Origin of the sequence: Streptococcus sp. 2018WUSS126, from assembly GCF_044427425.1 — a bacterium.
In the GTDB taxonomy this organism is placed as follows: Bacteria; Bacillota; Bacilli; order Lactobacillales; family Streptococcaceae; genus Streptococcus; species Streptococcus hashimotonensis.
On record NZ_JAOTGB010000001.1, the window covers coordinates 183163 to 208580 of the forward strand.

General features: G+C 40.9%; 17 protein-coding genes and 1 pseudogene. 15 read left to right on the forward strand and 3 right to left on the reverse strand.

What is annotated here, in order from left to right; translation table 11 throughout:
- Positions 1 to 48 precede the first annotated feature (48 nt).
- From ODU34_RS00905 to ODU34_RS00940, 8 genes and pseudogenes are all read left to right on the forward strand, one after another.
- Complete coding sequence (locus ODU34_RS00905) at positions 49 to 543, forward strand: hypothetical protein (protein WP_105179446.1); 495 nt, start codon at positions 49 to 51, stop codon at positions 541 to 543.
- Positions 524 to 916, forward strand: a complete 393-nt coding sequence (locus ODU34_RS00910) for a hypothetical protein (protein WP_238140490.1) — start codon at positions 524 to 526, stop codon at positions 914 to 916. The genes ODU34_RS00905 and ODU34_RS00910 overlap by 20 nt, the downstream gene beginning before the upstream one ends.
- 242 nt (positions 917 to 1158) lie before the next feature.
- Positions 1159 to 1884 carry a TipC family immunity protein gene (locus tag ODU34_RS00915; protein ID WP_105179445.1) on the forward strand — a complete coding sequence of 242 codons (726 nt, stop codon included), beginning with the start codon at positions 1159 to 1161 and terminating at the stop codon, positions 1882 to 1884.
- A 181-nt stretch (positions 1885 to 2065) separates the two neighbouring features.
- On the forward strand, positions 2066 to 2749 hold the full coding sequence (locus tag ODU34_RS00920) for a YjjG family noncanonical pyrimidine nucleotidase (RefSeq protein ID WP_105179444.1): 684 nt from the start codon (positions 2066 to 2068) through the stop codon (positions 2747 to 2749).
- Positions 2750 to 2827: 78 nt separating this feature from the next.
- Positions 2828 to 3592 (forward strand): CPBP family intramembrane glutamic endopeptidase, encoded by a 765-nt coding sequence (locus ODU34_RS00925; RefSeq protein ID WP_398578278.1) that lies wholly within the window; start codon positions 2828 to 2830, stop codon positions 3590 to 3592.
- A 411-nt stretch (positions 3593 to 4003) separates the two neighbouring features.
- Complete coding sequence (locus tag ODU34_RS00930) at positions 4004 to 4255, forward strand: phage holin (protein ID WP_024382988.1); 252 nt, start codon at positions 4004 to 4006, stop codon at positions 4253 to 4255.
- 472 nt (positions 4256 to 4727) lie between these two features.
- Positions 4728 to 5477: an LD-carboxypeptidase LdcB/DacB gene (gene ldcB / locus ODU34_RS00935; protein WP_032497807.1), complete on the forward strand. Its 750-nt coding sequence runs from the start codon at positions 4728 to 4730 to the stop codon at positions 5475 to 5477.
- Between the two features lie 88 nt (positions 5478 to 5565).
- Positions 5566 to 5987 (forward strand): annotated as a pseudogene (locus tag ODU34_RS00940) (VOC family protein).
- 43 nt (positions 5988 to 6030) lie between these two features.
- Here ODU34_RS00940 and ODU34_RS00945 read toward each other — a convergent pair.
- Both ODU34_RS00945 and ODU34_RS00950 read right to left on the reverse strand, forming a co-directional pair.
- Positions 6031 to 7641, reverse strand: a complete 1611-nt coding sequence (locus ODU34_RS00945; protein ID WP_105179442.1) for a permease — start codon at positions 7639 to 7641, stop codon at positions 6031 to 6033.
- Entirely contained in the window at positions 7638 to 8381 is a 744-nt protein-coding gene (locus ODU34_RS00950; protein WP_011922278.1) for an ABC transporter ATP-binding protein, read from the reverse strand. Before ODU34_RS00950 ends, ODU34_RS00945 begins: the two co-directional genes overlap by 4 nt.
- A 453-nt stretch (positions 8382 to 8834) precedes the next feature.
- On the opposite strand from ODU34_RS00950, the gene uvrC reads away from it, so the two are divergent.
- From uvrC to addA, 7 genes are all read left to right on the forward strand, one after another.
- Positions 8835 to 10619: an excinuclease ABC subunit UvrC gene (uvrC, locus tag ODU34_RS00955; RefSeq protein ID WP_398578279.1), complete on the forward strand. Its 1785-nt coding sequence runs from the start codon at positions 8835 to 8837 to the stop codon at positions 10617 to 10619.
- 56 nt (positions 10620 to 10675) lie between these two features.
- Positions 10676 to 10804 (forward strand): DUF4044 domain-containing protein, encoded by a 129-nt coding sequence (locus ODU34_RS00960; protein ID WP_002935474.1) that lies wholly within the window; start codon positions 10676 to 10678, stop codon positions 10802 to 10804.
- Between the two features lie 204 nt (positions 10805 to 11008).
- A complete protein-coding gene (gene obgE, locus ODU34_RS00965; protein ID WP_398578280.1) occupies positions 11009 to 12322 on the forward strand; it encodes a GTPase ObgE in 1314 nt (437 codons plus the stop codon).
- Between the two features lie 656 nt (positions 12323 to 12978).
- Positions 12979 to 13143, forward strand: a complete 165-nt coding sequence (locus tag ODU34_RS00970; RefSeq protein ID WP_024393955.1) for a hypothetical protein — start codon at positions 12979 to 12981, stop codon at positions 13141 to 13143.
- Between the two features lie 362 nt (positions 13144 to 13505).
- Positions 13506 to 17432: a MucBP domain-containing protein gene (locus ODU34_RS00975; protein WP_398578281.1), complete on the forward strand. Its 3927-nt coding sequence runs from the start codon at positions 13506 to 13508 to the stop codon at positions 17430 to 17432.
- A 290-nt stretch (positions 17433 to 17722) separates the two neighbouring features.
- Positions 17723 to 20989, forward strand: a complete 3267-nt coding sequence (rexB, locus tag ODU34_RS00980) for an ATP-dependent nuclease subunit B (protein WP_398578282.1) — start codon at positions 17723 to 17725, stop codon at positions 20987 to 20989.
- The gene (gene addA, locus ODU34_RS00985) at positions 20989 to 24642 is read left to right on the forward strand and encodes a helicase-exonuclease AddAB subunit AddA (RefSeq protein WP_398578283.1); all 3654 of its coding nucleotides are present in this window, start codon (positions 20989 to 20991) and stop codon (positions 24640 to 24642) included. Before rexB ends, addA begins: the two co-directional genes overlap by 1 nt.
- Positions 24643 to 24652: 10 nt before the next feature.
- Here addA and plsY read toward each other — a convergent pair whose 3' ends face one another.
- Positions 24653 to 25297 (reverse strand): glycerol-3-phosphate 1-O-acyltransferase PlsY, encoded by a 645-nt coding sequence (gene plsY / locus ODU34_RS00990; RefSeq protein ID WP_024406229.1) that lies wholly within the window; start codon positions 25295 to 25297, stop codon positions 24653 to 24655.
- Positions 25298 to 25418 lie beyond the last annotated feature (121 nt).

The following is a 25418-nucleotide window of genomic DNA, read 5'->3' on the forward strand; positions in this document are numbered from 1 at the left end:
AATTCCTTACAGGGGTCGATACTGATATTAGAAGTAGGGGGTAAAATCGTGATTAATGATGTGAAGGAAAAATATCAGGATATCATTCACAATTCTAAATTGCTAGATGTTAGTGCTGAAAAATCAAGAAACGAGATACGTTTACGTTGGGGTGAATTAGTAGAAGATAGATATACTGCAGAAGCAAAATTTGGTGAGAGTAGTGATTTTGAAATCGCAATGATTGTATTAAAAGGCAACCAGTCTGAAATTGTCCTTGATTTTCCATTTTGTCATTTTTATAGACTAACAGAACGAGAATTATCTCTGAACCTATATCAAGTTCCAAGCGTATCTGAACTAGGGATAGAGTACCCTTTGTATAAAATAGTTAATAGTTTGCTGGTTGAACAAGTGGTTCAAGTGGCTGGTGGAGTATTGGAAAAAGAAGAATTAGAACATTATCAAATTCTCTCAACAAATATGGTTATTGATGTCATTCTATACAAGGGAGAAGAAATTTTAATTCATGATGAAGGGATAAATGATGGCCAAGTGGGTTGATATAGGAGGCAAAATTGAGAATGATTGGTACCAAGTTCGATGTCAGATAGATCAAGATATGAACCTAAAAATTTATCTTGATGGGTTGAAAAATCAAGAAAATCATTTCTGCATAGATTTTGAGAAAATATTATTTTGTAAAGTCATTGATGAAGGGTGGGATTTGAATCCGTGTGAATATTGGGATGATCCTAAAAATATTCCGATGATACATAAAGCTATTTTGGTAGAACTTCTTGATAGCCATTTAAAAAGAATTATACGAGAAAATCACCAGGCCCCATTCCGTCATTATCAAATTCTTGGTATCAATTTTGGTATCGATGTTATTTCGGATAGTCAGCCTATTATCAACAAGTTAAAGGAGAATTAGAAGGTTTAAGGATGTTAATTGACATTGAGGAGTAGTAATCTGTAATTCTCATTGTGGAGAAAGTTAAAATAGCTAAGGTAATATATCAAAATAGTTATTGAAATCATCTAGACATTTCTAGGTGATTTCTTTTTGGTATGGTAGAATAAATTTGTAAATTTTTGATAATAAAATATCATGTGGAAACTGTCAAGTCGCTCATCAATTTATTCAAGATTTGAGCCAATGATGTGGAGGTATATATGAAGCATAAATTTTCAAAATATTTTTTTATAATTGTCATAATTGTCACGAGCTCATTTCTGATTTTTAAAGTTTTTAATTACTATAGTCAAAAGATAAAATATAATTCCTTAGAGAATGTATTCTTTGAAATGAACTATGCCGAGGTATATAGTGGGGCACTGAAAGGCTTACCAGATTTGAGTACTATTTTAGGAAGTTCGCAATCATTTAGAGAACCGGATAGAATAACAGAGTTACCCGTTCTTGTTAATGACCCAGATGGAGGGGAGGTATCTATATTTGTTGGTCTGGAACAAGCGTTCAGTATTGAGTATTCAAAAAAATTAGGGAATGATACTTATTTATATATAGACTATGAGTATAGGGATAAGAAATTACTAGGAAGCATTGAAATTTCTAATTCAAATAGTTCTTTAGTATGGGCTAAGTCTGACTATTGGATAGATAAAAAAAGGGGTGAAGCGGTAAATCTGCAAGAACATCTAGAGAGTTCCTATTGGTTTTCTTCCTCCAAAGGCCTCCCTTCTTTGCAGGTAACTGAAAAAGAAGAACTATTAAATTATTTGAACACCTATGGCATAGATGCTACTTGGTTAAGGGAAAAATCATCCTATATTTTGAATGATGTCGTTCTCAAGACTTGGTTTGAAAAGGGGAGTCAACGCTATTCGTTTGACAATCTTGGGGATGTTAAAATTATAGAATCAAGTGTATTAAAATAAATTGCAAGCTTGTATATTATGGCTTGTTGATCAATGAAAATGAGGAAATCCGTACGTCCAGAGCTACTGAAAGTATAATAGAGCCTAGGACACAGAGCTATTTTTTTAGAAACTGTGGTATACTTTAGACATACTGCCTGACATCGCTTCAGTAGTTTCTGCTTAGAAAGGACTTATCATCTTGCAATACAAACACTTACTCTTTGATCTTGACCATACTCTTCTTGATTTTAGTCGTGGAGAAGAAGTAGCCTTAACCCAGTTTTTGACAGCTATGGAGGTTGAAGATATTCAAGCTTTTAAAGAAGTCTATCGACCGCTCAACCAGGGCATGTGGAAGGATTTGGAAAAAGGGAACATTACAAAGAAAGAGCTGATCAATACCCGCTTTTCACGGACCTTTGCCCACTTTGGTCGGCAGGTTGATGGAAGGGAGATGGCTTTGCGCTACCAAGAATTTATTGGGCGGCAGGGACAAATTTTTACAGGTGTAGATAGACTTTTGCAGGAATTGACAAACCGAGGCTACCAAATTTATGCGGCGACCAACGGCGTGACCTATATACAGGAAAATCGCTTGCTTCACTCACCCATTCAATCGTATTTCAAAGAAGTATTTATTTCTGAGCAGATGGGGACGCAAAAGCCTGCGGCTGATTTTTATGAAAAAATAGCAGAGCAGATTTCAGGTTTTCAATTTGACCAAGCCTTAATGATTGGAGACAGTTTGACAGCAGATATTCAAGGCGGAAATAATGCAGGTATGGATACTGTTTGGTACAATCCGACTCACAAGATAAACAACAGTAAAGCAGTTCCAACCTATACCATTCATAGCTATCAAGAATTATTAGATTTGTTATAAGATATTTTAAGAAATTTATAAGGATTTTAGTATATAATTGTACAGAAAGAATATGTACCAAAATATAAGGAGGAAAAGGTGAAAAGATTATTGAGACGCATTCGTCCAACCAAGCCCCTAAAAGAACTCACTTGGATAGATTTGTTTATTATCACAACGATTTTATGTGGTAATGCTATTTATACCTCAACCATGCAATGGATAGCATCATTTTCTGCAACAGAAGTAGTGGAAACAGGAGTCCAATCCTTTACTGCAGCAGACAATTGGTGGGCTCTAGCCAATCAAGGAAAGTTATTCCTGTTTGCCCTGGTGTATTTATTGATTCGGAATTATGATTTCAAGCAGCTAAAAGTAAAATTAGAGTGGAGAGTTTTACTCTGGGGACCACTGATTTTCATCGGTGCTGGTCTGATTAGCGATTTGGCATTTACAGCCTTTTCATATATTCCAGGTCTGTCTGGTGGGTATAATTTTCTCGGATACTTGCCTTACTATGACTGGAATATCATGACAGTGCTCAACCGTTTCCTAGCGGTTGACTACAGCACAGTTATCTATTCCTTGTTTAATGGCTTCTATGAAGAGTTCTTTTTCTTAGGCTTATTGTTGAGTACAGATAAGAAAAAGCGTTCGCTGGTCTTACTCTTTTCAACAATTGTCCGTATATCTTTCCATACCTATCAAGGAATGGTATCTGCTCTTGTTATTGGTGTAGCCTTCGGTCTTTTCTATTACTACATGTATACAAGGAAAAATGATAATTTATTGCCCTATTTCTTAGGACATGCTCTTGCGGATATGGTTGGTACAAGTTTCTTCTCGTTGTTTATTGCAGGGTAAATAATGCAGAGAACGGACATCAAGCTAATCGGCTAACATTTCTTTCTCCCTACAGCTGACAAACGGATGATGATATGTAGTTTCTATCAACTCGGTATCATCACCCGTTTTATTATGCTGATATATAGACATTTGAATTAGCCTTGATACATCGTCTCTTTCGCTTTGCCATACTCTACGAAAATGACTTGCTTCGCAAGTCTTATTTCCAATCTAGAACAGCCTCTAGGTTGTTCTAGCAACTTGTACCTCAGTTCCTTGTCTGAAAGCTAATTCATTCGACCATAGTGAAACTTTTTAATCTATTCAGTCAAATTTCGATTGCTTTATCATATTTTTATTCTATATTTTTTGAATTAATGATTTATTTATGGTAAAATGTATTTTTATACATCAAAAAGGAGTATAGATATGAAACAAATAAAGAATCGTTTGAAAAAACATATGTTTTGGATTGGACTAATTTCGTTGGTATTGATGCTCGTTGATAATGTCCTGGTTTGTTATTTCAATATTGAATGTAGTCGTACTTTAAACCAAATCGAGCAGACTATTTGTATTATCCTCAGTATTCTTGTATTTTTAGGAGTGCTAAATAATAAACCGGATGTGAAGGTAGAAGACATCATAACAAACGGTATGTCATCTAAAAATCAAAAATAATGTTTGGTAGGGACTATTGCTGAGGTATCTCAGCTGTACTTACAGTTCATACTCTTCGAAAATCAAAATCAGACGTTGTTGACTTGATTTGATGAACTTCAGTTCTATCTGCATCTGCGTCGCCTAGTCTGATTTTGATTTTCATTGAGTATCAGTATCTCTAGCTAATACTGATTTTTCAAAATACAGTCAGTATTTCCTCAAAAACTATTTGTATATAAATCACTTTACTTGTGAATACAGGTATTTAACATCATATATGTCCACCAGTCGAAAGGCTGGTGTTTCTTTTTATGACATGTATGTTATCATTTTTGCAACAGTGGTAAATGTGCATTCTTGTAAAGAAAACAAATCTAGAGAAGTTCAACGTGCATTAAAATATTAATGGTTAAAATCATAAGCCGCCATTAGACGGGGTCTTATGATTGTGCTACAATAGACATAATTATAAGAGAACGGAGTGATAATAATGAAACGTACTATTCTGTTATGCTTGCCGGCTATGTTTTTACTAGCAGCATGTCATCAAAAGACGGAACAGACCAATACTACAAAAAATTCGTCAACGGTTGTTTCGACTACTTCAAGTCAGTCTGCTTCAACATCTTCGGAGCAGTCAACAAGCAGCTCTACATCAGCGGAAACGAATCAAGAAGTAACAAACACAAAGACTCAGGTAAATTTTAACGGTTCCTATTATAGTGTACAAGGAAAATATGGCGAAGTGATTATCGCCAATAAAAAGCATCCGCTTGCAGCTGATTATGCACCAGGCGAAAATCCTGAAGCCTTAGCAGCTTTTCAACGTTTAAAAGCAGATATGCAGGCGCTAGGATTTGGTATCTCCAACAACTACAGTGGATTTCGTTCCTATGAAACTCAGGCAAGTCTCTATCAGTCCTATGTAAATCAAGAAGGACAAGCAGCGGCAGATAGGTATTCTGCAAGAGCTGGATATAGTGAACACCAGACAGGATTAGCCTTTGATTTATTGGATACAAGTGGTAATTTATTAGAAGAACCCAATGCTTCTCAGTGGTTGGCTACGAATGCACACCTATATGGCTTTATTGTCCGCTATCTTCCAGGAAAAGAATCTAGCACAGGCTATATGGCAGAATCCTGGCATGTGCGATATATTGGTCAAGAAGCGACAGATATTTACAATTCAGGCTTGACCTTGGAAGAATATTTTGGTGTACCAGGTGGAGACTACTAATTTTACATTTAGTCAGAAATAAGTCGAAAAATTTGTCCGTATAACTAACTCGTGATATAATAAACCATCATAATTTTGGAGGTCCATCATGCTCAAAGCAATGGAAGTATACTTGGTTACTAATGGTAATGGTTTGGAAGCCATCGAGTTTTATAAAAATGCTCTTGGGGCAACAGTTGAGCAAGTAAATCTATTTAAAGATTCTTACCAGACTGCCCTGCTGAACTAGAAAATTACGTGATGAATGCACAGTTTCGTTTGAATGGTCAACGGTTTATGTTGTCAGACAACAACCCAGAAATGCCTTATACAGTAGGTGACAATATTACAGTTGCGCTTATCACAGATGATGCTGAGACAGCGCAGGAACTATACAGCAAGTTATCCGTAGATGCAACTGCTATCAATATGGAACTTCAAGCAGTTCCTTGGTCTCCTGCCTATGGCAATGTAACAGACAAGTTTGGTATCTCTTGGCAAATCAATGCTGAAGTAGAAGGCTACGGTTAGGAATATTACGCAGAAAACTAAAATAGATTGGACATTGTCCAATCTATTTTAGTTTTTGCCAATAAGCTTTGTAAATATACAGTTGAAGAGTAGCTGATAGGATAAGCAGTAAGGTCATCAAGGCTGAGCTTACATAAGCTGCACCAATAGTGCCAGCTAATATGATGCTGAAAACTAGAATGATGGCTCCAAGAAACATTGTTCCTATGATAGATCCAGCAATCAACCATTGACCCGCTCCGCGACCGAATAACTGGTTACTATTTTGCCAGTTGAGCATGAGGAGTCGTTGGTCACGCCAGTAATAAATCTGACCAGTTAGCAGGGCTGAGATAATGATGCCGACTGTAAAGAAGAATGCTAGAATGAATTTGACTTTCATGAAACCTAGCGCCAAAGCAAAGTAAAGTAGAGTCGGTAGTGCAAATTGCACGGCAGCCAATACCCAGAATTTTTGGATGATAAATTTTTTGAAACTTATAGGAAGTGTTCGAATGAAATGATAATTTTCCTTCTCCAATGACATGGCCACTCCGATGAAGGTTGTAGAACCAGCAAATAGACTACCAAGCAAGAATCCAGCTAATAGAGCAATACCAAAGAAATCCCATTCAACTGAACTCAGACCACCATTCTCCATGAAACGGCTAAAACTTGGAAAAAGCGCCACTCCCATGATGATTGGTTGTATCATGGTTTGGACCATGAGGTTGCTATCTTTAAGAGTAGATAGGTGGTGTTTCACTAAAGCCTGATTGAGATTGCTAGGAATTTTGGCAGATTTAGCATTATTGGTCCGTTTTGTCGAAGCATTTTCAATCGCTAAAACTTGATTAAAGTAGTTGGGAATGACAGTTTTAAACGCAAATACAATAAGTCCAATCATCAAAATGAGAGGAAGTCCAAAATGAAGGAGTGTTTCTAGTGAGATAGTATGGCTGACCAAGTAATGGAATCCAGCAAATATAGGTATGATAGGAAAATCAACAAAGCCACCAGATTCGAGTGAAACGGTCTGCTGAGATTGCAGGAACATGAGTGCAGCAAAAGCCAGCAAGGAAGAACCTGTCATCAGGATTGTAGAAATCAATGTTTTACGAGGGCTTTTTGTCAGAACTTCCCCAACAAAGTGCATGATAATCAGATTGACTAAATTAACTAAAATCCAGAGTATCAAAAAGGAAGGAATGGAAGCTAAGGCGAGGAGCGGACCGCCAATTTGCCAGTAAGTGATTAGAAGTAAAGACAGACACGGCATGAGGAAGGGTAAGACCATCCCTTGTGCAGAGAGGATTTTAGCGAGGAAGACTTCTTGTGGCTTCAGGGGAAGTGCTAAATACAACTTTGTATCCTTACTATCGTAGAAAACGGAGAAGAAACCTGTAAAACCGTAGACAATGGCAATAATGGTAAAGAGCGCTAGTTGCAGAGAAAAGAAACCGATGGACTGACTATAATCTACTCCCATGAAAAAGACAGAATAGAGAAGTCCGAAACTCAAAACCATAAATACTTGTTGCAAGAGGACACTTTTATAGGCTGAAAAGGAGGCGTCTTTGCGCTTGCTTTGTTTCTTCTTGACGGAAGCTAGAAGTTGAGGATTGGAATAAAGAATATTAATCTTTACTAGTTCCCAAATGATGGATTTACTCATACTTCCTCACCTGCCTTCACTTGTTGGCGTCCAGCTAATTCCAAATAGATGGTCTCCAAATCTTTATCTGGATACTGTGATTTGAGTTCATCTAGACTTCCTACGAAAATGAGTTGCCCTTTTCGGAGAATTGCAATGCGGTCACAGAGTTGTTCAGCTACTGAAAGGACGTGTGTAGAAAATAGAACGGTGTGACCAGACTGAGCATGTTCTTTCATCATTTGTTTTAGGTCGAAAGAGGCCTGAGGATCCAGTCCAGTTAGGGGTTCATCCAAAATCCAAATATCAGGGTTAGGGATCAATGCACCAATAATAATGGTTTTCTGACGCATACCGTGTGAAAAACTATCAATAGGCTCATGCTGGCGCGCGGTCATATCAAATAGACTAGATAGTTTAGCGATACGGTCATCAACTGTATCCTTTTCTACACCATAGACCTTGCCCATAAAGTGCCAGTATTCAAAAGCTGTTAAGTGTAGGAAGATGTCTGGCGAATCTGGAACGTAGGCTATCCGTTTCTTGACTTCATCACGGTTCTCCTCTAGATTTAAACCATCAACTGAGATAGTTCCATAACTGGCTTCGATTATCGAAGTCAATAGACTGATTGTCGTTGTTTTTCCTGCCCCATTGTGACCAATTAAACCGAAAATCTCGCCGCTTTCAATTGTCAAATTTAGGTCATCAAGTGCGATTGTTTCGCCGTATGTTTTTGTGATATGGTCAAATTGTATCATAGTAACCTCCTTGTTATTCGTGAACTAAAAGTAGGAGCTTGCTAGGTATTCCGAGCCTTATTCCAATGTTCTTCGAATAATATATACAATTAATTACATTTATTATACTGCTGAATTAGTACAAAAGCAATAGTTTCTATCAATATTTTTGTAGTATAGATGGGATATATTCCAAGAAGTCGAGTATCGTCATTTAGTTTTTCTTTTATTACTTCGACGTAAGAGGAAACTCCGTTTCCTTATTTCCAACTTCAAACACTCCACTGGATTGTTTGAACTCGCCTTGCCTAACTTCAGTTATGCCTGCGGCTTTTGAAGCGAACTTGGTTCGCGCTATTTCCAGCCTTCAAAGGTTCCCCAAACCTTTGAAGCGAGTACTAAAAGTAAACTAAAAGACTATATACAATGGAGTGGAATAAGCTCGATTATCCGAAAATTTGCTATAATAGACCTATGAACGATTTGATCAAGCATAAGTTGGAGTTGCTGCCGGACAGTCCGGGTTGCTACCTCCATAAAAACAAGTACGGAAAGATTATCTATGTGGGCAAGGCCAAAAACCTGCGCAATCGGGTGCGGTCTTATTTTCGTGGTGCCCATGATACCAAGACAGAGGCCTTAGTATCTGAAATTGCCGACTTTGAATTTATCGTGACAGATTCCAATATCGAGGCCCTCTTACTGGAAATCAATCTGATTCAGGAAAACAAGCCTCGCTATAACATCATGCTCAAGGATGACAAGTCTTATCCCTTTATCAAAATTACCAAGGAACGTCATCCACGGTTGATGATTACACGGCAGATAAAAAAAGATGGCGGTCAGTATTTTGGACCCTATCCAGATGTGGGGGCGGCCAACCAGACCCTCAAACTATTGGAACGCCTCTATCCTTTCCGCAAGTGTAAATTGCCTGAGAACAAGTATTGTCTTTATTATCATTTGGGGCAATGTTTGGCCCATGGAGAAAACCTGCCCAGCCTGTCTGACTATGACAAGATGGCTAAGGAAGTGGCCCAGTTTTTGACAGGTCATGATGATAAGATTGTCAAGGAAGTGCAGGAAAAGATGAAAGTGGCTGCTGGCAATTTGGAATTTGAAAAGGCTGCAGAATACCGTGATGTCCTGCAATCCATTTCCACCCTGCGGACCAAGCAGCGTGTGATGGCCCATGACTTGCAAAATCGGGATGTCTTTGGCTACTATGTGGACAAGGGCTGGATGTGTGTGCAGGTTTTCTTTGTTCGGCAGGGGAAACTGATTGAGCGGAATGTCAATCTTTTTCCATACTATAATGATGCGGACGAAGACTTTTTGACCTACATCGGTCAGTTTTACAGGGACCAGCAACATTTGATTCCCTCAGAGGTCTTGATACCGCAGGATATTGACCAAGAAGCCGTAGAAGCTCTGGTGGATACCAAGGTGCTTAAGCCCCAGCGTGGCGAGAAGAAGCAACTCATCAATCTGGCGACCAAGAATGCGCGTGTTAGTCTGGAGCAGAAGTTTAATCTTTTGGAGAAAAATCTGGAGAAGACCTACGGTGCTGTGGAGAATATCGGTCAGCTTTTGGGGATTACGACGCCTGTGCGGATTGAGGCTTTCGACAACTCCAACATCATGGGGACCAGTCCTGTGTCGGCTATGGTGGTCTTTGAAAATGGGGTGCCTAATAAAAAGGAATACCGCAAGTACAAGATTAAGACGGTGGAGGGACCGGATGACTATGCTTCCATGCGAGAAGTGTTGCAGCGGCGGTACAGTCGGGTGCAGCGGGACGGTTTGACACCGCCTGATTTGATTATCATTGACGGTGGTCAGGGGCAGGTCAATGTTGCCAAGCAGGTCATCGAGCAGGAGTTGGGGATGTCCATTCCCATTGCAGGTTTACAGAAGAATGACAAGCACCAGACCCACGAGTTGCTTTTTGGCAATCCGCTGGAAGTAGTTGAGTTACCTCGCAATTCACAGGAATTTTTCCTCCTGCATCGGATTCAAGATGAAGTTCACCGCTTTGCTATCGAGTTTCACCGTCAGGTTCGGTCAAAAAATTCCTTCTCATCCAAATTGGACGGCATAGAGGGCTTGGGACCAAAACGCAAACAGGCTTTGATGAAGCATTTCAAGTCTATTGGCAATATCCAGTCGGCCAGCCTGCAAGAAATCGCAGAAGCAGGAGTGCCGTATAAGGTGGCGGAGAAGGTGAAGGAAAGCCTTTCTTCAAAGGATGAGATTTGAAAACATTCCCATAATGTGTTAGAATAAACTATCAATGACTAAATAAGGAGAAAGCAATGGCTTTTGGTGAAGAAAAACACAAAAAAACAACATTTGAGAAAGTGACTTTAGTAATCGTTGTCGTGATGGTTGTCGCGACATTGGCTGGCTTGATTTTACCAGCTATTAATGCATTGATGAATTAAGAACCTGTATTGACAGTTCGGCACTTTTATCTAAGTTTGGTTTTTAAGCTGTTCATCGTTAGTTTTTTCAAAATACAGTCAGTATTCTCTCAAAGAACGACCTTGATTAGCTAAAAAACCTTCGCTTATATATAAGCACTTCGCTTGTGAATAGAGGTCTAAAACGCTTTTAAGCGTTTTTTTCTAGGAAAGAATAGGTAAATTATGAGTATGTTTTTAGATACCGCCAAGATTAAGGTCAAGGCAGGTAAGGGAGGCGATGGGATGGTTGCCTTCCGTCGTGAAAAGTATGTACCAAACGGCGGTCCTTGGGGCGGTGATGGTGGTCATGGTGGAAATGTTGTCTTCGTTGTAGATGAAGGCTTGCGGACCTTGATGGACTTCCGTTACAACCGTCGCTTTAAGGCTGATGATGGTGAAAAAGGGATGACCAAAGGTATGCACGGTCGAGGAGCGGAAGATTTAATTGTTCGTATACCGCAGGGAACAACTGTGCGTGACGCTGATACAGGTAAAATCATTACGGACTTGGTTGAAAATGGTCAAGAATTTGTCATTGCCCACGGTGGTCGTGGTGGTCGTGGAAATATTCGTTTTGCGACACCTAAGAACCCAGCACCAGAGATTTCTGAAAATGGGGAACCTGGTGAGGAGCGGAACCTTGAATTGGAATTAAAAGTCCTGGCTGATGTTGGTCTAGTTGGTTTTCCATCAGTTGGTAAGTCAACGCTTCTCAGTGTGATTACAGCTGCCAAACCTAAGATAGGTGCTTACCATTTTACAACCATTGTTCCCAACTTAGGAATGGTGCGGACCAAGTCTGGCGAGTCATTTGCAGTGGCTGATTTGCCTGGCTTGATTGAAGGTGCTAGTCAAGGCGTGGGACTTGGAACTCAATTCCTCCGTCACATCGAGCGGACACGTGTTATCTTGCATGTTTTGGACATGTCAGCAAGTGAAGGTCGTGATCCTTATGAGGACTATGTAGCCATCAACAATGAATTGGAAACTTACAATCTTCGTTTGATGGAGCGTCCTCAGATTATCGTTGCCAACAAGATGGACATGCCAGAGGCAGAAGAACATTTGGCAGAGTTCAAGAAAAAATTGGCAGCCAACTATGATGAGTTTGAAGAATTGCCACAGATTTTCCCAATTTCTGGTATTGCTCACCAAGGTCTGGAAAATCTACTAGAAGCCACAGCCGAGTTGCTTGAGAAAACGCCAGAATTTTTGCTCTACGACGAATCAGATTTCCAAGAAGAAGAGGCTTACTATGGCTTTAATCCAGATGAACCAGAATTTGCAATCAGTCGTGCAGACGATGCAAGTTGGATTCTATCTGGTGACAAGCTGGAAAAACTCTTCACCATGACCAACTTCGATCGTGACGAATCTGTCATGAAATTTGCTCGCCAGTTACGTGGTATGGGTGTTGATGAAGCCCTCCGTGCGCGTGGTGCCAAAGACGGCGACATCGTCCGTATTGGCAAGTTCGAATTTGAGTTTGTGGATTAAAACTGTCTGGGGGACAGTTTTAACCCGAGCCTAAAAATTCGAAAGCGAGGTAGTTTGGGGAACTGTATCAGCTGGTCGCCTTGAAATACGAAAGCGACCATGTCTGGGGGACTTTTTCAGCCCGAGCCTGAAAACTCGCAAGCGAGGTAAGCAGTTTGACTGGGAGTGGGAAAGAACTCGACTAGTTAAAAAAGAGTTCGTCTTCCCACCCCCGCACAGTTGATTAGATCAGATTTGGAGTGTAAAACACGAACAAATCTGCCAATCAACCACTGCGCTGAGATGTTGACACGAACTCTGAAGAGTGGTGCTAGGCTTTTTGCCCAGCCTCTAGTCAAACTACGCCAAGTCCTAGGGGACCTTGGCTAGCTACTTTACTAACTTCACCCAAATGGTAGTATCGACCATTTGGGCTCCGTGTCGTAACGTTGGAACTACCTTTAAGTCCTAAAGGACTTGATGTAGTACGGTAGCCGCTATGGTGGACTATTCCGTACAGGCAGTAGTTTCGACTGCCTGTACTCCATGTCGTAACCTGTCCGGTAAGTTAGTCTAGTACGAACTTAGAAATTCTAGAGCAGACTATAGCTTTACAAATTTCATTCAGTTGGTGACAGTCGTTTGTGAGCAATCTAAAAAAATAGTTGGAGGTCTGTATGGGTGATAAGCCAATATCCTTCAAGGATAAAGATGGGAATTTTGTTTCAGCAGCCGATGTTTGGAATGCTGAAAAATTAGAAGAACTCTTTAACAGGCTCAATCCCAATCGCAAATTCCGTTTGGAACGTGAGCGTTTGGCAAGAGAGCAAGAAAAGGAATAAAGTCAAAATCTGCTTGTTGTATCAGAAAACAGGCAGATTTTTTTAAAATTTATTGACTATTTATTATTGGCTATATGTATAAGAATACAAGATATGGCGCGAATATTTTTGCGGTGTCGGTAATTTTATAGAAATTCTCAAAAGTGAAATTTCTTAAAAAATATGAAAAAACTATGAATATACTGGTTTCTTCTCGAATTGAAGCGAATTCATAATGTTTTTTGAGGAATTTTATAATATTACTTGGCATTTAAAGTTATTTGTAGTATAATACCTCAGATGATTGCAGGAGTTTTCAAGGCTTTGATACAAAGAGTAGAAAATTTGTGTAATTAAATTAATATTTATATGGGGGATTTTTTATGCGTAAAGCAAATAAAAAATCATTTGACTGGTACGGCACGAAACAACAATTTTCGATTCGTAAGTATCATTTTGGTGCAGCAAGTGTTTTGCTTGGTGTGTCGTTAGTTTTAGGTGCCGGTACACAGGTTGTTAAAGCTGAAGAAGCTGGTGCTTCGTCAGAACCAACTATTGCCAGTAGTGTAGCGCCTGCTTCAACAGAAGCGGTTGCAGAAGAAGTTGGAAAAACAAATGCTGAAGCTACGCCAGCACCGGCTGAAAATACGAGTGCGGTAGCTACGACTTCGATAGAAGTTGAAAAAGCGAAAGCTGTTCTTGAACAGGTAACATCAGAATCACCACTGTTGGTTGATCTTGGTCAAAAAGAGTTGGCTAAAACTGAAGATGCAACCCTTGCGGGAGCTGTAGCGGATGTTCAAGCAAAACTTGCAGCAGCTAAGGCAATTTGGGCGGACCCAGCAGCAACTGTTGAGCAAGTTGAAGCGCAAGTCGCAGCGGTTAAAGCAGCCAATGAGGCGTTGGGGAATGCATTGCAAAAATACACTGTAGATGGTCTCTTGACAGCGGCTCTTGATACAACTGCATCAACATTGAAAGTTGGCGATGGCGAAGGTACCCTTCTAGATAGAACGACAACAGCAACACCTTCAATGTCTGATCCAAATGGTGCAGAAATTGCTCCTCATACGCTTCGAGATAAAATTGAGGCTACAAAAGAATCTGGTTGGTATACTTTTGAGTCATTTGATTTAAATGCTTATAATCAAAACCAAGAAGGATCGATTATTGGAGGGGCTGTTGTTAATGCTTATATCCGTTATTCTTTGGACTCGGATCCATCAACCTCAACTGTATTAGCAGAGTTGGTTAGTACGAAGGACGGAGAAGTATTAGAGAGTTACAAACTTGAAGCTGGTAGTACTGCCACTTTTAGCTATCCTAAAACAGTCAACGAGAAGAATAGTAAAATTATCTTAACCTATGATGCTTCAATAGCTACAACAAGTACTCCAGGGGCATTGAAATTTTTTGATGATGCAGATCGACTTTATTCCACAATCATAGTACCTGCATATCAAGTCAATACAACTCGTTATGTTACTGAAGATGGAACAGTTTTGGCGACTTACAGTTTACAAACCATTGCAGGTCAAAAGGTTACTTCATCTAAAGTCCGTACTTTTACTGGTTATGACTATGTAAAAACAGAACAACGAGCTGTTCAAGGTGCCTATCCAAAAGGTACGGTCATGCTTGCAGGTGCCGTTAGAGAAGGGACTGTACAATATAAGGCTATTCGCGAGGTTGTAGCAGACAACCAATCTGTTATCAAAATCTATCTTTTGGATCCAACTTATACGGGTACTGTGGACTGGACTGGAACGGATACTACTGGCTTTATTCCGTTGCTTGAAACCTCCCCAACTGTCTACACTGCTGATTCGAAGGTATACGATTATAATACCAACACAACTATTCTATCTCCTTATACAGTTGAGGATGGTTTTATGGTATTCAAGGAAAGTGCTACAAATGACCAAGGTAGTAAGTATCGTGTAGTTGCCCAATGGTCTGGGGATGATACAACTGGTGGTAAATATGGTCGAATTTATATCGGTACCCAAGTTTGGACGACTGCAAATACAGGTAGCACAGAATTTAAATGGATTGGTACGGCTAAAGGTGAAACTCACGTTGATAAGGGGTATAAACCATTTGGTATCCAACAATATCTCCGAAACGCTGCAGTGGCTACAGCTGTAGAGACAACTCATGTCTATAAAGTGAGTCCTAAATACGGTGATGTCATTGTTGAGTACTACGATACTGACGGAAAACAAATTGTAAATTCAGTTGTGGATACTCCTAAGTCAGAACTTGGTACCCAGTATAATACAGATGCTGACCATAGACCGGATAGATTGGTTGCTGCTGACGGGACAGTCTACTTCTACAAAGAAGTTAAATCTGATTCAGCTAAGACAACCGGTGCGGTGGTTGAAGGTACAACAACTGTTAAGTATGTTTACGAAAAAGCTGGTAACGTTAATGTTAACTTTGTTGATGTCAATGGTAAAGTAATCAAAGCTCCTGTTTCAGATGAAAAAGATGCGAAACCTGGTTATAATTATGATACCGACTTGGATCAGAAATTAGCTTCCATCACTTTTGAAGGCAAGGTGTACAAACTTGTTCCTGCTGGTGATTATCCGGTTGGTAAAGTTGGCACTGGAAATAACTTGATTGCAGTTGGCAATAATACTGCGAAAGGTATTGACCCAACAACAGGCAAGATTGAAGCTGGTGTTAATAAAGAAGTTACCTATGTCTATAAAGCAGTGACAGGTTCTGTAGTTGTAAATTACAAAGATACAGAAGGTAATGTAATTAAAGATCCAGAAACGGATGTGTCTGATGCACCGGTTGGAGATGCTTATACTACAACTGACAAGAAACCAAACGAAATCGTCACAAAAGATGGGTCACGCTATGTCCTTGTTCCATCTAAGATAGATGGTGAGGAAAATGGTAAAGTTATCGAAGGAACAATCACAGTAACTTATGTTTACCAGAAAGTTGCAAACTGGATTCCAGAGATTCCAAATGTACCAGAGTCAGAGCGTCCAAAAGTACCTTACCCATTTGACCCAACAGAGCCAGATGAGCCAATCGATCCAACGATACCAGGAACAAATGGTGAGATTCCAAATATTCCTTACGTTCCAGGATACACACCGGTTGATCCTAAGGACAACACACCGTTGGAACCAGTTGATCCAAACGATCCAGGTAAGGGATATGTACCACCAACACCAGAAAATCCAGGTGTTGATACACCAATTCCTTATGTTCCAGTTAAGAAAGTCGTAACTAACCACGTTGATGAAGAGGGTAACCCTGTTGCGCCACAAGAAGAGGGAACAAAACCAAACAAATCAATCCCAGGTTACGAGTTCACAGGTAAGACTGTTACTGACGAAGATGGCAACACAACTCACATCTACAAGAAAACACCGGAAGTTAAGAATGGTACAGTTGTTGTTAACTACGTGACAGAAGATGGTACAGTTATCAAGGATCCTGTAACAGATACACCGACTTCTCCAGAGGGTACGCCATACGACACTACAGACAACAAACCTAAGACAATTACTTTCAAAGATGAAGAGTATGAATTGGTTCGTGTTGATGGTACAGAAAATGGTAAAGTTGTAGAAGGTGAAACAGTTGTGACTTACGTTTACCGTAAAGTTGAAACACCTGCTAAGAAAGTTGTAACTAACCACGTTGATGAAGAAGGTAACCCTGTTGCGCCACAAGAAGAGGGAACAAAACCAAACAAATCAATCCCAGGTTATGAGTTCACAGGTAAAACTGTTACTGACGAAGATGGTAATACAACTCACATCTACAAGAAAACACCTGCTAAGAAAGTCGTGACTAACCACGTTGATGAAGAAGGTAACCCTATTGCGCCACAAGAAGAGGGAACAAAACCAAACAAATCAATCCCAGGTTACGAGTTCACAGGTAAAACTGTTACTGACGAAGATGGTAATACAACTCACATCTACAAGAAAACACCTGCTAAGAAAGTTGTGACTAACCACGTTGATGAAGAAGGTAACCCTATTGCGCCAAAAGAGGATGGGTCAACACCAAAACGTCAAATTTCAGGTTACGAGTATGTGCGTACTGTAGTTGATGAAGAAGGTAATACGACACATATTTATCGCAAACTTTCTAATAAACCAACAACACCTGAGAAGGAAACTCCTGCAAAACCTCAAGCAGGTAAAACCGCTTCAGGTAAAGCTCAATTGCCAAATACTGGTGAGGCTTCATCTGTGGCAGGTGCGCTTGGTACAGCAATGCTTGTCGCAACACTTGCGTTTGCAAGAAAACGTCGTCGTAACGAAGATTAGTCAAAATTCTTTATACAGACTTTATTCCCCCATATAGAAAGTATAAGAATTGTACGTAACAGGCAGGATTGCCTTTCCGAAAAAATGAGGCTGGGCAAAAAGTCCAGAGCTACATCTTAGAGTTCGCTCCATTTCCAACCTCCAACAGTCACTACTCTGACTGTTGGAGCTGTGTGGGGGTGGGAGACGAGCTCTTTTTTTGTTCGGTCGAGTTCTTTTCCACTTCCATATTTTTGTCTTATTTTGATATACTAGATATAGTATATTCAACGAAAGCATGAGAATTTGATATGAAATTAGTCTATACAGATATTCGCAATCCTCTGACGCAGTATTTAACGGATACCGCAGCAGAATTTGCTAAGGAAGGTAAGCGTGTTTTTTACATTGCTCCAAACTCTCTATCCTTTGAGATGGAGCGCAAGGTCTTGGAATACCTGCCTGAACAGGCAACTTTTGATATTATCGTGACCCGTTTTGGGCAATTGGTCCGCTATTTGATGATTGATAAGAAAGAAACAGGTCAACCACTGGATGATGTTGGTCTGGCCATGATTTTCTTTCGTGTTCTATCGCAATTTGAAGACGGCGACTTGAAAGTCTATGGTCGTTTACAGACAGATTTTGGGTTCATTAACCAGCTAGTTGCTTTATACAAAGAATTGCAACGGGCAAATATGTCTGTTTTGGACTTGGAAGCCATGGAGTCACCAGATAAGCAGGCTGATTTAGTAAAGATTTTTCTGGCTGTAACAGACATTTTGTCCAAAGAAGGCTTTGAGCATCAGTCTAAGTTAGCACAGCTGACTAGCTTGGTGGAAACTGGTCAGTTGGATGAGCAGTTGAAGAACATTGTGCTGGTGGTAGACGGATTTTCTCGTTTTTCGGCAGAAGAAGAAGCTTTAGTAAGTGCTTTAAATGAACGGGTGTCGGAAATCCTGATTGGTGTATATGCCAGCAAGAAAGCTGTTCAAGCGACCTATGCGGAAGGGAACGTTTATCAAGCCAACGTTGACTTTTTACGTCAGTTATCAACGCAGTTCCAGACTAAGGCTACTTATATTGGTCAAGAGCCAGTCTTGGACAGTATTGGTAAATTTTCAAAGAATATGGAAGCCTATTATGACTACAGCGGGACCATGATAGACTTGACTCCAGCTGACCAAGAAAAAATCCAACTATGGGAAGTCGTTAACCAAAAAGAAGAGGTGGAGCAGGTTGCGACTGCGATTCGTCAGCATGTGCATCAAGGGGCTCGCTATAAAGACATCTTGTTGCTCTTGGGTGATGTGGATAGCTACAAGTTGCAGATTGGCAAGATTTTTGACAAGTATGAGATTCCTTACTATTTCGGTAAGGCAGAGGAGATGAGTCATCATCCCCTGGTCCATTTTGTGGAGTCCTTGGAGCGCTTGCGCCGCTATCGTTTCCGAGCGGAAGACTTGCTCAATCTCCTCAAATCTGGTTTGTACGCCAGCATTTCCCAAAAGGAGCTGGACCTATTTGAGTCTTACATCCTTTTTGCGGATATGAAGGGGCAGGCTGCTTTTTCGAGGGCTTTTTCGGTTAATGGCAGAGCGGACTACGATGCTGAAGCCATCAAGGAGAAAAGGCTTGTCTATGATTTGACTGTCTTGGAACCCCTGCGTGCTAAGATTATGGAGCCTTTGAACCAGCTGTTTAAGGCTGGACCACAATCTGGAACTGCCTTGCTTGAGAAATTTATGGCTTTTTTGGAGGCAATTGAGCTTCCTAAAAATATGGAAAAAATGTCTCGAAATTTGAGTGAAGTAGAGCAAGAAAAAGAAGAGCAGGTCTGGAAAAGTTTCACCCATATTCTAGAGAATTTTCATCAGATTTTCGGAAAAGAAAAATTGAAAATGGATGAATTTCTGGCTATTTTACAGGCTGGCATGCAGGCCAGTCACTATCGTACCGTTCCTGCAACGGTTGATGTGGTCAATGTCAAATCCTATGATTTGATCGAGCCGCACACTGCTAAGTATGTTTTTGCTATCGGTATGGGCCAGTCCAATTTTCCAAAAGTTGCCAAGAATACCAGTCTATTGACAGAAGAAGAGATGGAAAAAGTCAATCTTGTTTCGGCTAGCTCTTCACGTTTTGATTTGGTCAGTCGAGAGAATATCAAGAAGAACCATGCTGCCATGATGTCTCTGCTGAATGCTGCGACGGAACAGTTAGTCATTTCAACTCCTCAGATATATAACGAAGGCGAGGATAGTCTCTCCCCTTATATCAAGATTCTCCAAAAAATGGGGCTGAAATCCGAAGAACGTGGTCGGATGAAAACACTTAGTCCGCAAGACATTGGTCACTACAAGAGTCTCTTATCCCGTTTGATTGAGTCAGAAAGACCCTCTCTTGAACTTGAAGAATGGGAAGGGCAGACGGCCTTCTGGACAGTCCTGGTTCGCCATTTGAAGAAGAAATTGGAGTCGCAAGGCATTGAAATTCCGACCATTACTGGCGAAATTACTTCTAAACAGCTTGCAGCTGATACCTTGGCTGCTTTATATCCAGAGGATAAGCCGCTCAATCTTTCTGCATCCAGCTTGACCAATTTCTACAACAACCAATATCTTTACTTTGTCCGCAATGTTCTTCGCTTGCGGGAACAGGAATCCATCCATCCGACTGCCTTTCAGCATGGTTTGTTTTTGCATCGGATTTTTGAACGTGTGGTCATGGACCAATCTGATCTAGATTTTGATCAAAAAGTGGACAAGGCCATCCTGCATACGCGTGACGAGGCAGAATTTGCTATGTTTTATAACCAGGATGCGGATGCTCGTTATACGGAGGAGGTGCTGGATAAGATTGCTCGCTCCAGTGCGACTATTTTGCGGGATAATGATTTGGTTGAAATTGATGGTCAGGAAAAGAGTTTTCGTCAGGATAAGGCGCTGGTTTTTGACCTTCAAAATGGCAAGAGTGTGCATGTAAATGGTACAATTGACCGCTTGGATACCTTACAAATCAATCAGGCTGTCGGTGTTGTGGATTACAAGTCCAGCGACCAATCTTTTTCAGTTGGGGATTTTTACAATGGTCTCAAACCTCAGTTGGTGACCTACTTGGCAGCCTTACAAGAGCTGGATGAAACCAAGGATAAACCAGTTTTTGGGGCTATGTATTTGCATTTGCAGGATCCGATTATCAAGTTAAAAGATACGAAGAATTTAGAACAGCTAGAAGGAGCTGCCAATACGAGCTTGGTTTACAAGGGGCTTTTCTTGAAGGAGGAAAGTCTGGGGCTCAATCATTTTTATCAGACTCGTAACCAACTCTACACGGAAGATGAGTTTGCGGTTTTATTGAACCACAACCAAGAACTCTACAAACAAGCTGCCAAGGACATCCTGGATGGTCGCTTTGCTATTAACCCTTATACCAAAGATGGTCGTTCGGTGGCAGGTGAGCAGTTGAAGGCAATCACTGGTTTTGAGGCGGATCGGCACATGGGCATGGCGCGGCGGTTGATCAAAGAGGCCAAGCGTCAAGATTGGATGGAACGAATGAAAGGAGGTCAGGACTAATGGCTTTTGAACAATTTTTAAGTGCGGAAGAAATCAAGGCTGTGCAGCTGGCGGAAGCCAATTCTGATAAGCAACAAAAACGCACACCTGAGCAGATTGAAGCCATCTACACGCACGGTCAGAATGTTCTGGTCTCTGCATCGGCTGGGTCAGGCAAGACCTTTGTCATGGTTCAACGGATTTTGGATAAGTTGAAGCGTGGTGTGGGAATCGACCAGCTTTTTATCTCGACCTTTACAGTCAAAGCGGCTGGTGAGTTGAAGGAGCGGATTGAGAAAAATCTCAACGAAACCATTGCGGAGACGACCGATATGGAATTGCGTCGGCATTTGTCTGCCCAGTTGGCGGATTTGACCAAGGCGGATATTGGGACCATGGACTCCTTTACGCAGAAATTGGTCACAACCTATGGTTATAGCCTTGGTATTTCTCCGCAGTTTCGGATTTTACAGGATGAGACTGAAAAAGCAAGTCTGAAAAAAGAGGTTTTCGATCAGCTTTTTGCAGATTATCTTGAACAGGATGAAAATGGTGCATTCCGCAAACTGGTTCGCAATTTTTCAGGTAACCGCAAGGATAATAGTAGTTTCCGTCAGGTTGTTTATCAGGTGCATGATTTTAGCCAATCGACGAGCAGTCCAACTAAATGGCTGAAAGAGCAGGCTGTTCAAGCTGATTTGTACAGTCAAGAGCGTATAGAGCAGATCTTAGAGCAGGGTTTTAGGGAAAAAGTTCTAGATAAGCTCTATCAAGCTGCAGATTTCTTCCGCTACCATGTGGAATGGGGCAGAAATGACTTTGGTTCCGCTAAGTATTTTGCCAATGTGGAAGAAGTTTTGGATTTGTTGACAGGTTTAGATAGTCTGGACCAGAAGGACTTGATGGAGCGGGTTGAAAGAATCCTTCTCATCAATGATCAGTCCAGAGGCAAGGGCCTGACCAATGCCAATCGACCAAAAGATGAGCATTTGATAGCCTTTAAAGAAGAATACAATGCTGGCAAGAGCCAGATTATCTCAGGACTTAGAGATTTAGGTCAGGAAGTTTATGAATTAACTCTGCTGAAAGATTATCAGGTTCAAGCTTTGCCACTGCTTACATTACTACGTGACTTTGTCTTGGATTTTTCGCAGGCTTATCTGGATGTCAAAATCAAGGAAGCAGCTTTTGAATTTGGCGATATTGGGCATTTCGCTATTCGCATTTTAGAAGAAAATGCGGATATCCGCCAGTTTTTCCAAGAAAAATACCACGAAGTCATGGTGGACGAGTACCAGGATAACAACCATAGCCAAGAGCGGATGCTGGACTTGCTGTCTAACGGGCATAATCGCTTTATGGTGGGCGACATTAAGCAGTCCATCTATCGATTCCGTCAGGCGGATCCGATGATTTTCCAAGAGAAATTTGAACTGTACCAGGCAAATCCTCAGGCTGGGAAATTGATTCTGCTCAAGGAAAACTTCCGTAGTCAGATTGAGGTCTTGGAGGCAACAAATGCTATTTTCACGCGCCTGATGGACCGCCAAGTAGGGGAAATCAAGTATGACGACACCCACAGTCTGGTGGCTGGTAGTCCTGGTCAAAAAATTGCCCAGCCCAAGCATGAGATGGAATACTTGATTTACGACCAGCAGGAGAGCGTACATTCTTCAACGGATTCCGAGGAGGAAACACCTCTGACTGCTGGTGAAATTGAGGTCGTTGCAAAGGAGATTATTCGTCTTCACAATGAAGAAGGTGCAGACTTCAAGGGCATCACTCTCTTGGTACAAAAGCGGACGCACAATGATCTCATTATGTCCATTTTTGAAAAACATGGGATTCCTATTGTGACAGATGGCGGAGCAGCCTCCTATCTGCAATCTTTAGAAGTCATGATCATGCTGGATACCTTGCGGGTTATCAATAATCCACTCAACGACTACGCCTTGGTTGCCCTGCTTAAATCGCCTATGTTCCGATTCGATGAGGATGAACTGACACGGATTTCCTTGCAGGCTGGGACAGGTTTCTTTTACCAGAAAATGGCATTAGCCCAGCAAACAAATGGGCAGCACCCTGAACTGATGTCAGGAGAGTTGAAAAAGAAAATCAAGGATTTCTTGTCTATTTTGGAAAACTGGCGTGCCTATGCCAAGCTGCATTCTATTTATGACTTGATCTGGAAGATTTTCAATGAAAAATTCTACTATGACTATGTCGGTGCTCTTCCAAATGGCAGCAAGCGTCAGGCCAATCTATATGCACTAGGTCTGCGTGCCAACCAGTTTGAAAAAACAGGCTACAAGGGCTTGTCCCGCTTCATCGCCATGATTGACCGTGCCTTAGCAAATGATAAGGACTTGGCAGATGTACAAGAGTTTCTACCGCAAAATGCTGTACAGCTTATGACCATCCACAAGTCAAAAGGTTTGGAGTTCAAGTATGTCTTCCTAATGAACATCGATAAGCGATTCAACTTGGAAGACCATTACCAGTCAGTCATCATCAGCCGAAAAAATGGTCTGGGTATCCAATATTTAGCGGATATGAAAGATAAGGTAACTAGCCCATTGCCTCAGGTGCGAGTCTTAATGAACACCCTGCCTTATCAAAATAATCTCCAAGAGCTAAAAATTGCCAATCTTTCAGAACAAATGCGGTTGCTTTATGTTGCACTAACGCGTGCAGAGAAGAAGCTGTATCTGGTTGGAAAGGGCAATGCTGACAAGTTAGCTGAAAAATACGATGGCAAGAAGGAAGATGGCGTACTTGCCCAATCAACACGTGAAAGTATGGCGACCTTCCAAGACTGGATTCTAGCCATTGATGAGGCTTTTTCAGGAGAAGACTTGCACTTCAAGAAAGTCTTTGTGACAGATGAGGATTTGACAGAGGAGAAGATTGGTAAACTGACATTGAAGAATAAGCTAGAAAACACCAGCCTTAAAGATATTCGTCAATCAGAAGACATTGCCCAGGCCTTGGACCAATTATCTTCTGTCCAAGAGTTGAACGAACGCTATAAGGCTGCTATTGAATTACCAAGTTTACGCACTCCAAGTCAGATAAAAAAACTTTATGAACCAATCTTGGAACAAGAAGGCATGGAAGTTATGGAAAAATACCAGCCAAAACGGACTTTCAACTTGCCAGATTTCTCCAAGAAGCCAAAAATTACTGGAGCCCAAGTCGGTTCAGCAGTCCATGAACTCATGCAACGTTTGGACCTGTCTTGGTTGGTGACAGAAGATACGGTAAGAGAAGCCCTAGAAGCTGTTCATGCTGAGCAAGCGATTAAAGACAAAATCAATGTTCAAATGATTTTGGATTTCTTTGATACAGATTTAGGAAGAGAAATTCTAGCCAATACAGACAAACTCCACAGAGAAGCTCCATTTGCAAGTTTGCAGACGGATTCTTTGTCGCAGGAACAATTTGTCCTTCGTGGGATTATCGATGGCTACCTGCTATATGATGATCATATTGTCCTCTTTGATTATAAGACAGACAAATATGACCAACCAATCCAACTCAGCCAACGTTACCAAGCTCAAATGCAACTCTATGCCGAGGCATTGAAAAAAGCCTACAAGATAGATCGTGTAGACTGTCATTTGATTTTGCTTGGTGGGGAAAGAATTGAAGTGGTTGAAGTCAATACAAATTAAAAGCGAGTGGTTAAACTCGCTTTTTCTGTTTGGTTAGATTGAGTCCGAATGGGACAAGGTTCTCTTCTTTTTTCAAAATCCGCTGGATATTCTCCTTGTGGCGGATAATGACAAATAGGCCCAAAAAGACGATAATCACTGTAAAGAGCCAGTCGTAGCTTGGCAGGATGATACCTATTGCTGGAAATAGCAGAGCTCCTAAGATTGCTAAAGCAGCAGCCAACACGCTGGAGAAGGAAACCATCGAAGTGAGGTAAAGAGAAGTCACAAAAATGATGACTAGATAGAGGCAAAAAGCAGGTGCGACGCCCAGAAGCATACCAGCAGATGTTGCAACCGCCTTTCCACCTTTGAATTGGGCAAAGATAGGGAAAGTGTGACCCAGTACAGCCATTAAGCCAAATACAATCGGAGAAATTCCTTGGGCATGAAAAATCAGCGGAAGCAAGGCTGCCAACGTTCCCTTGAGAAAATCAATTACAAATACAATCGTACCAGCCTTTGGACCTAAAATACGGAATGTGTTGGTTGTTCCAGTATTTCCCGAACCATGTTCACGAATGTTGATATTGAAAAAAGTTTGACCTATCCAAAGTCCTGACGGGATAGATCCCAATAAATATGCAATAAATAGTAAAATAAGATTGACTAACATGTTTTCATTATAGCATATTTTCATCTAATTTAGTCCAAAATCTTATTTTGTGAGCTGTCTCAGCCGATAGGTAGCAGAAATATTTTGCAAAAATGCTAAAAAACTTGTAATATAGAAAGGA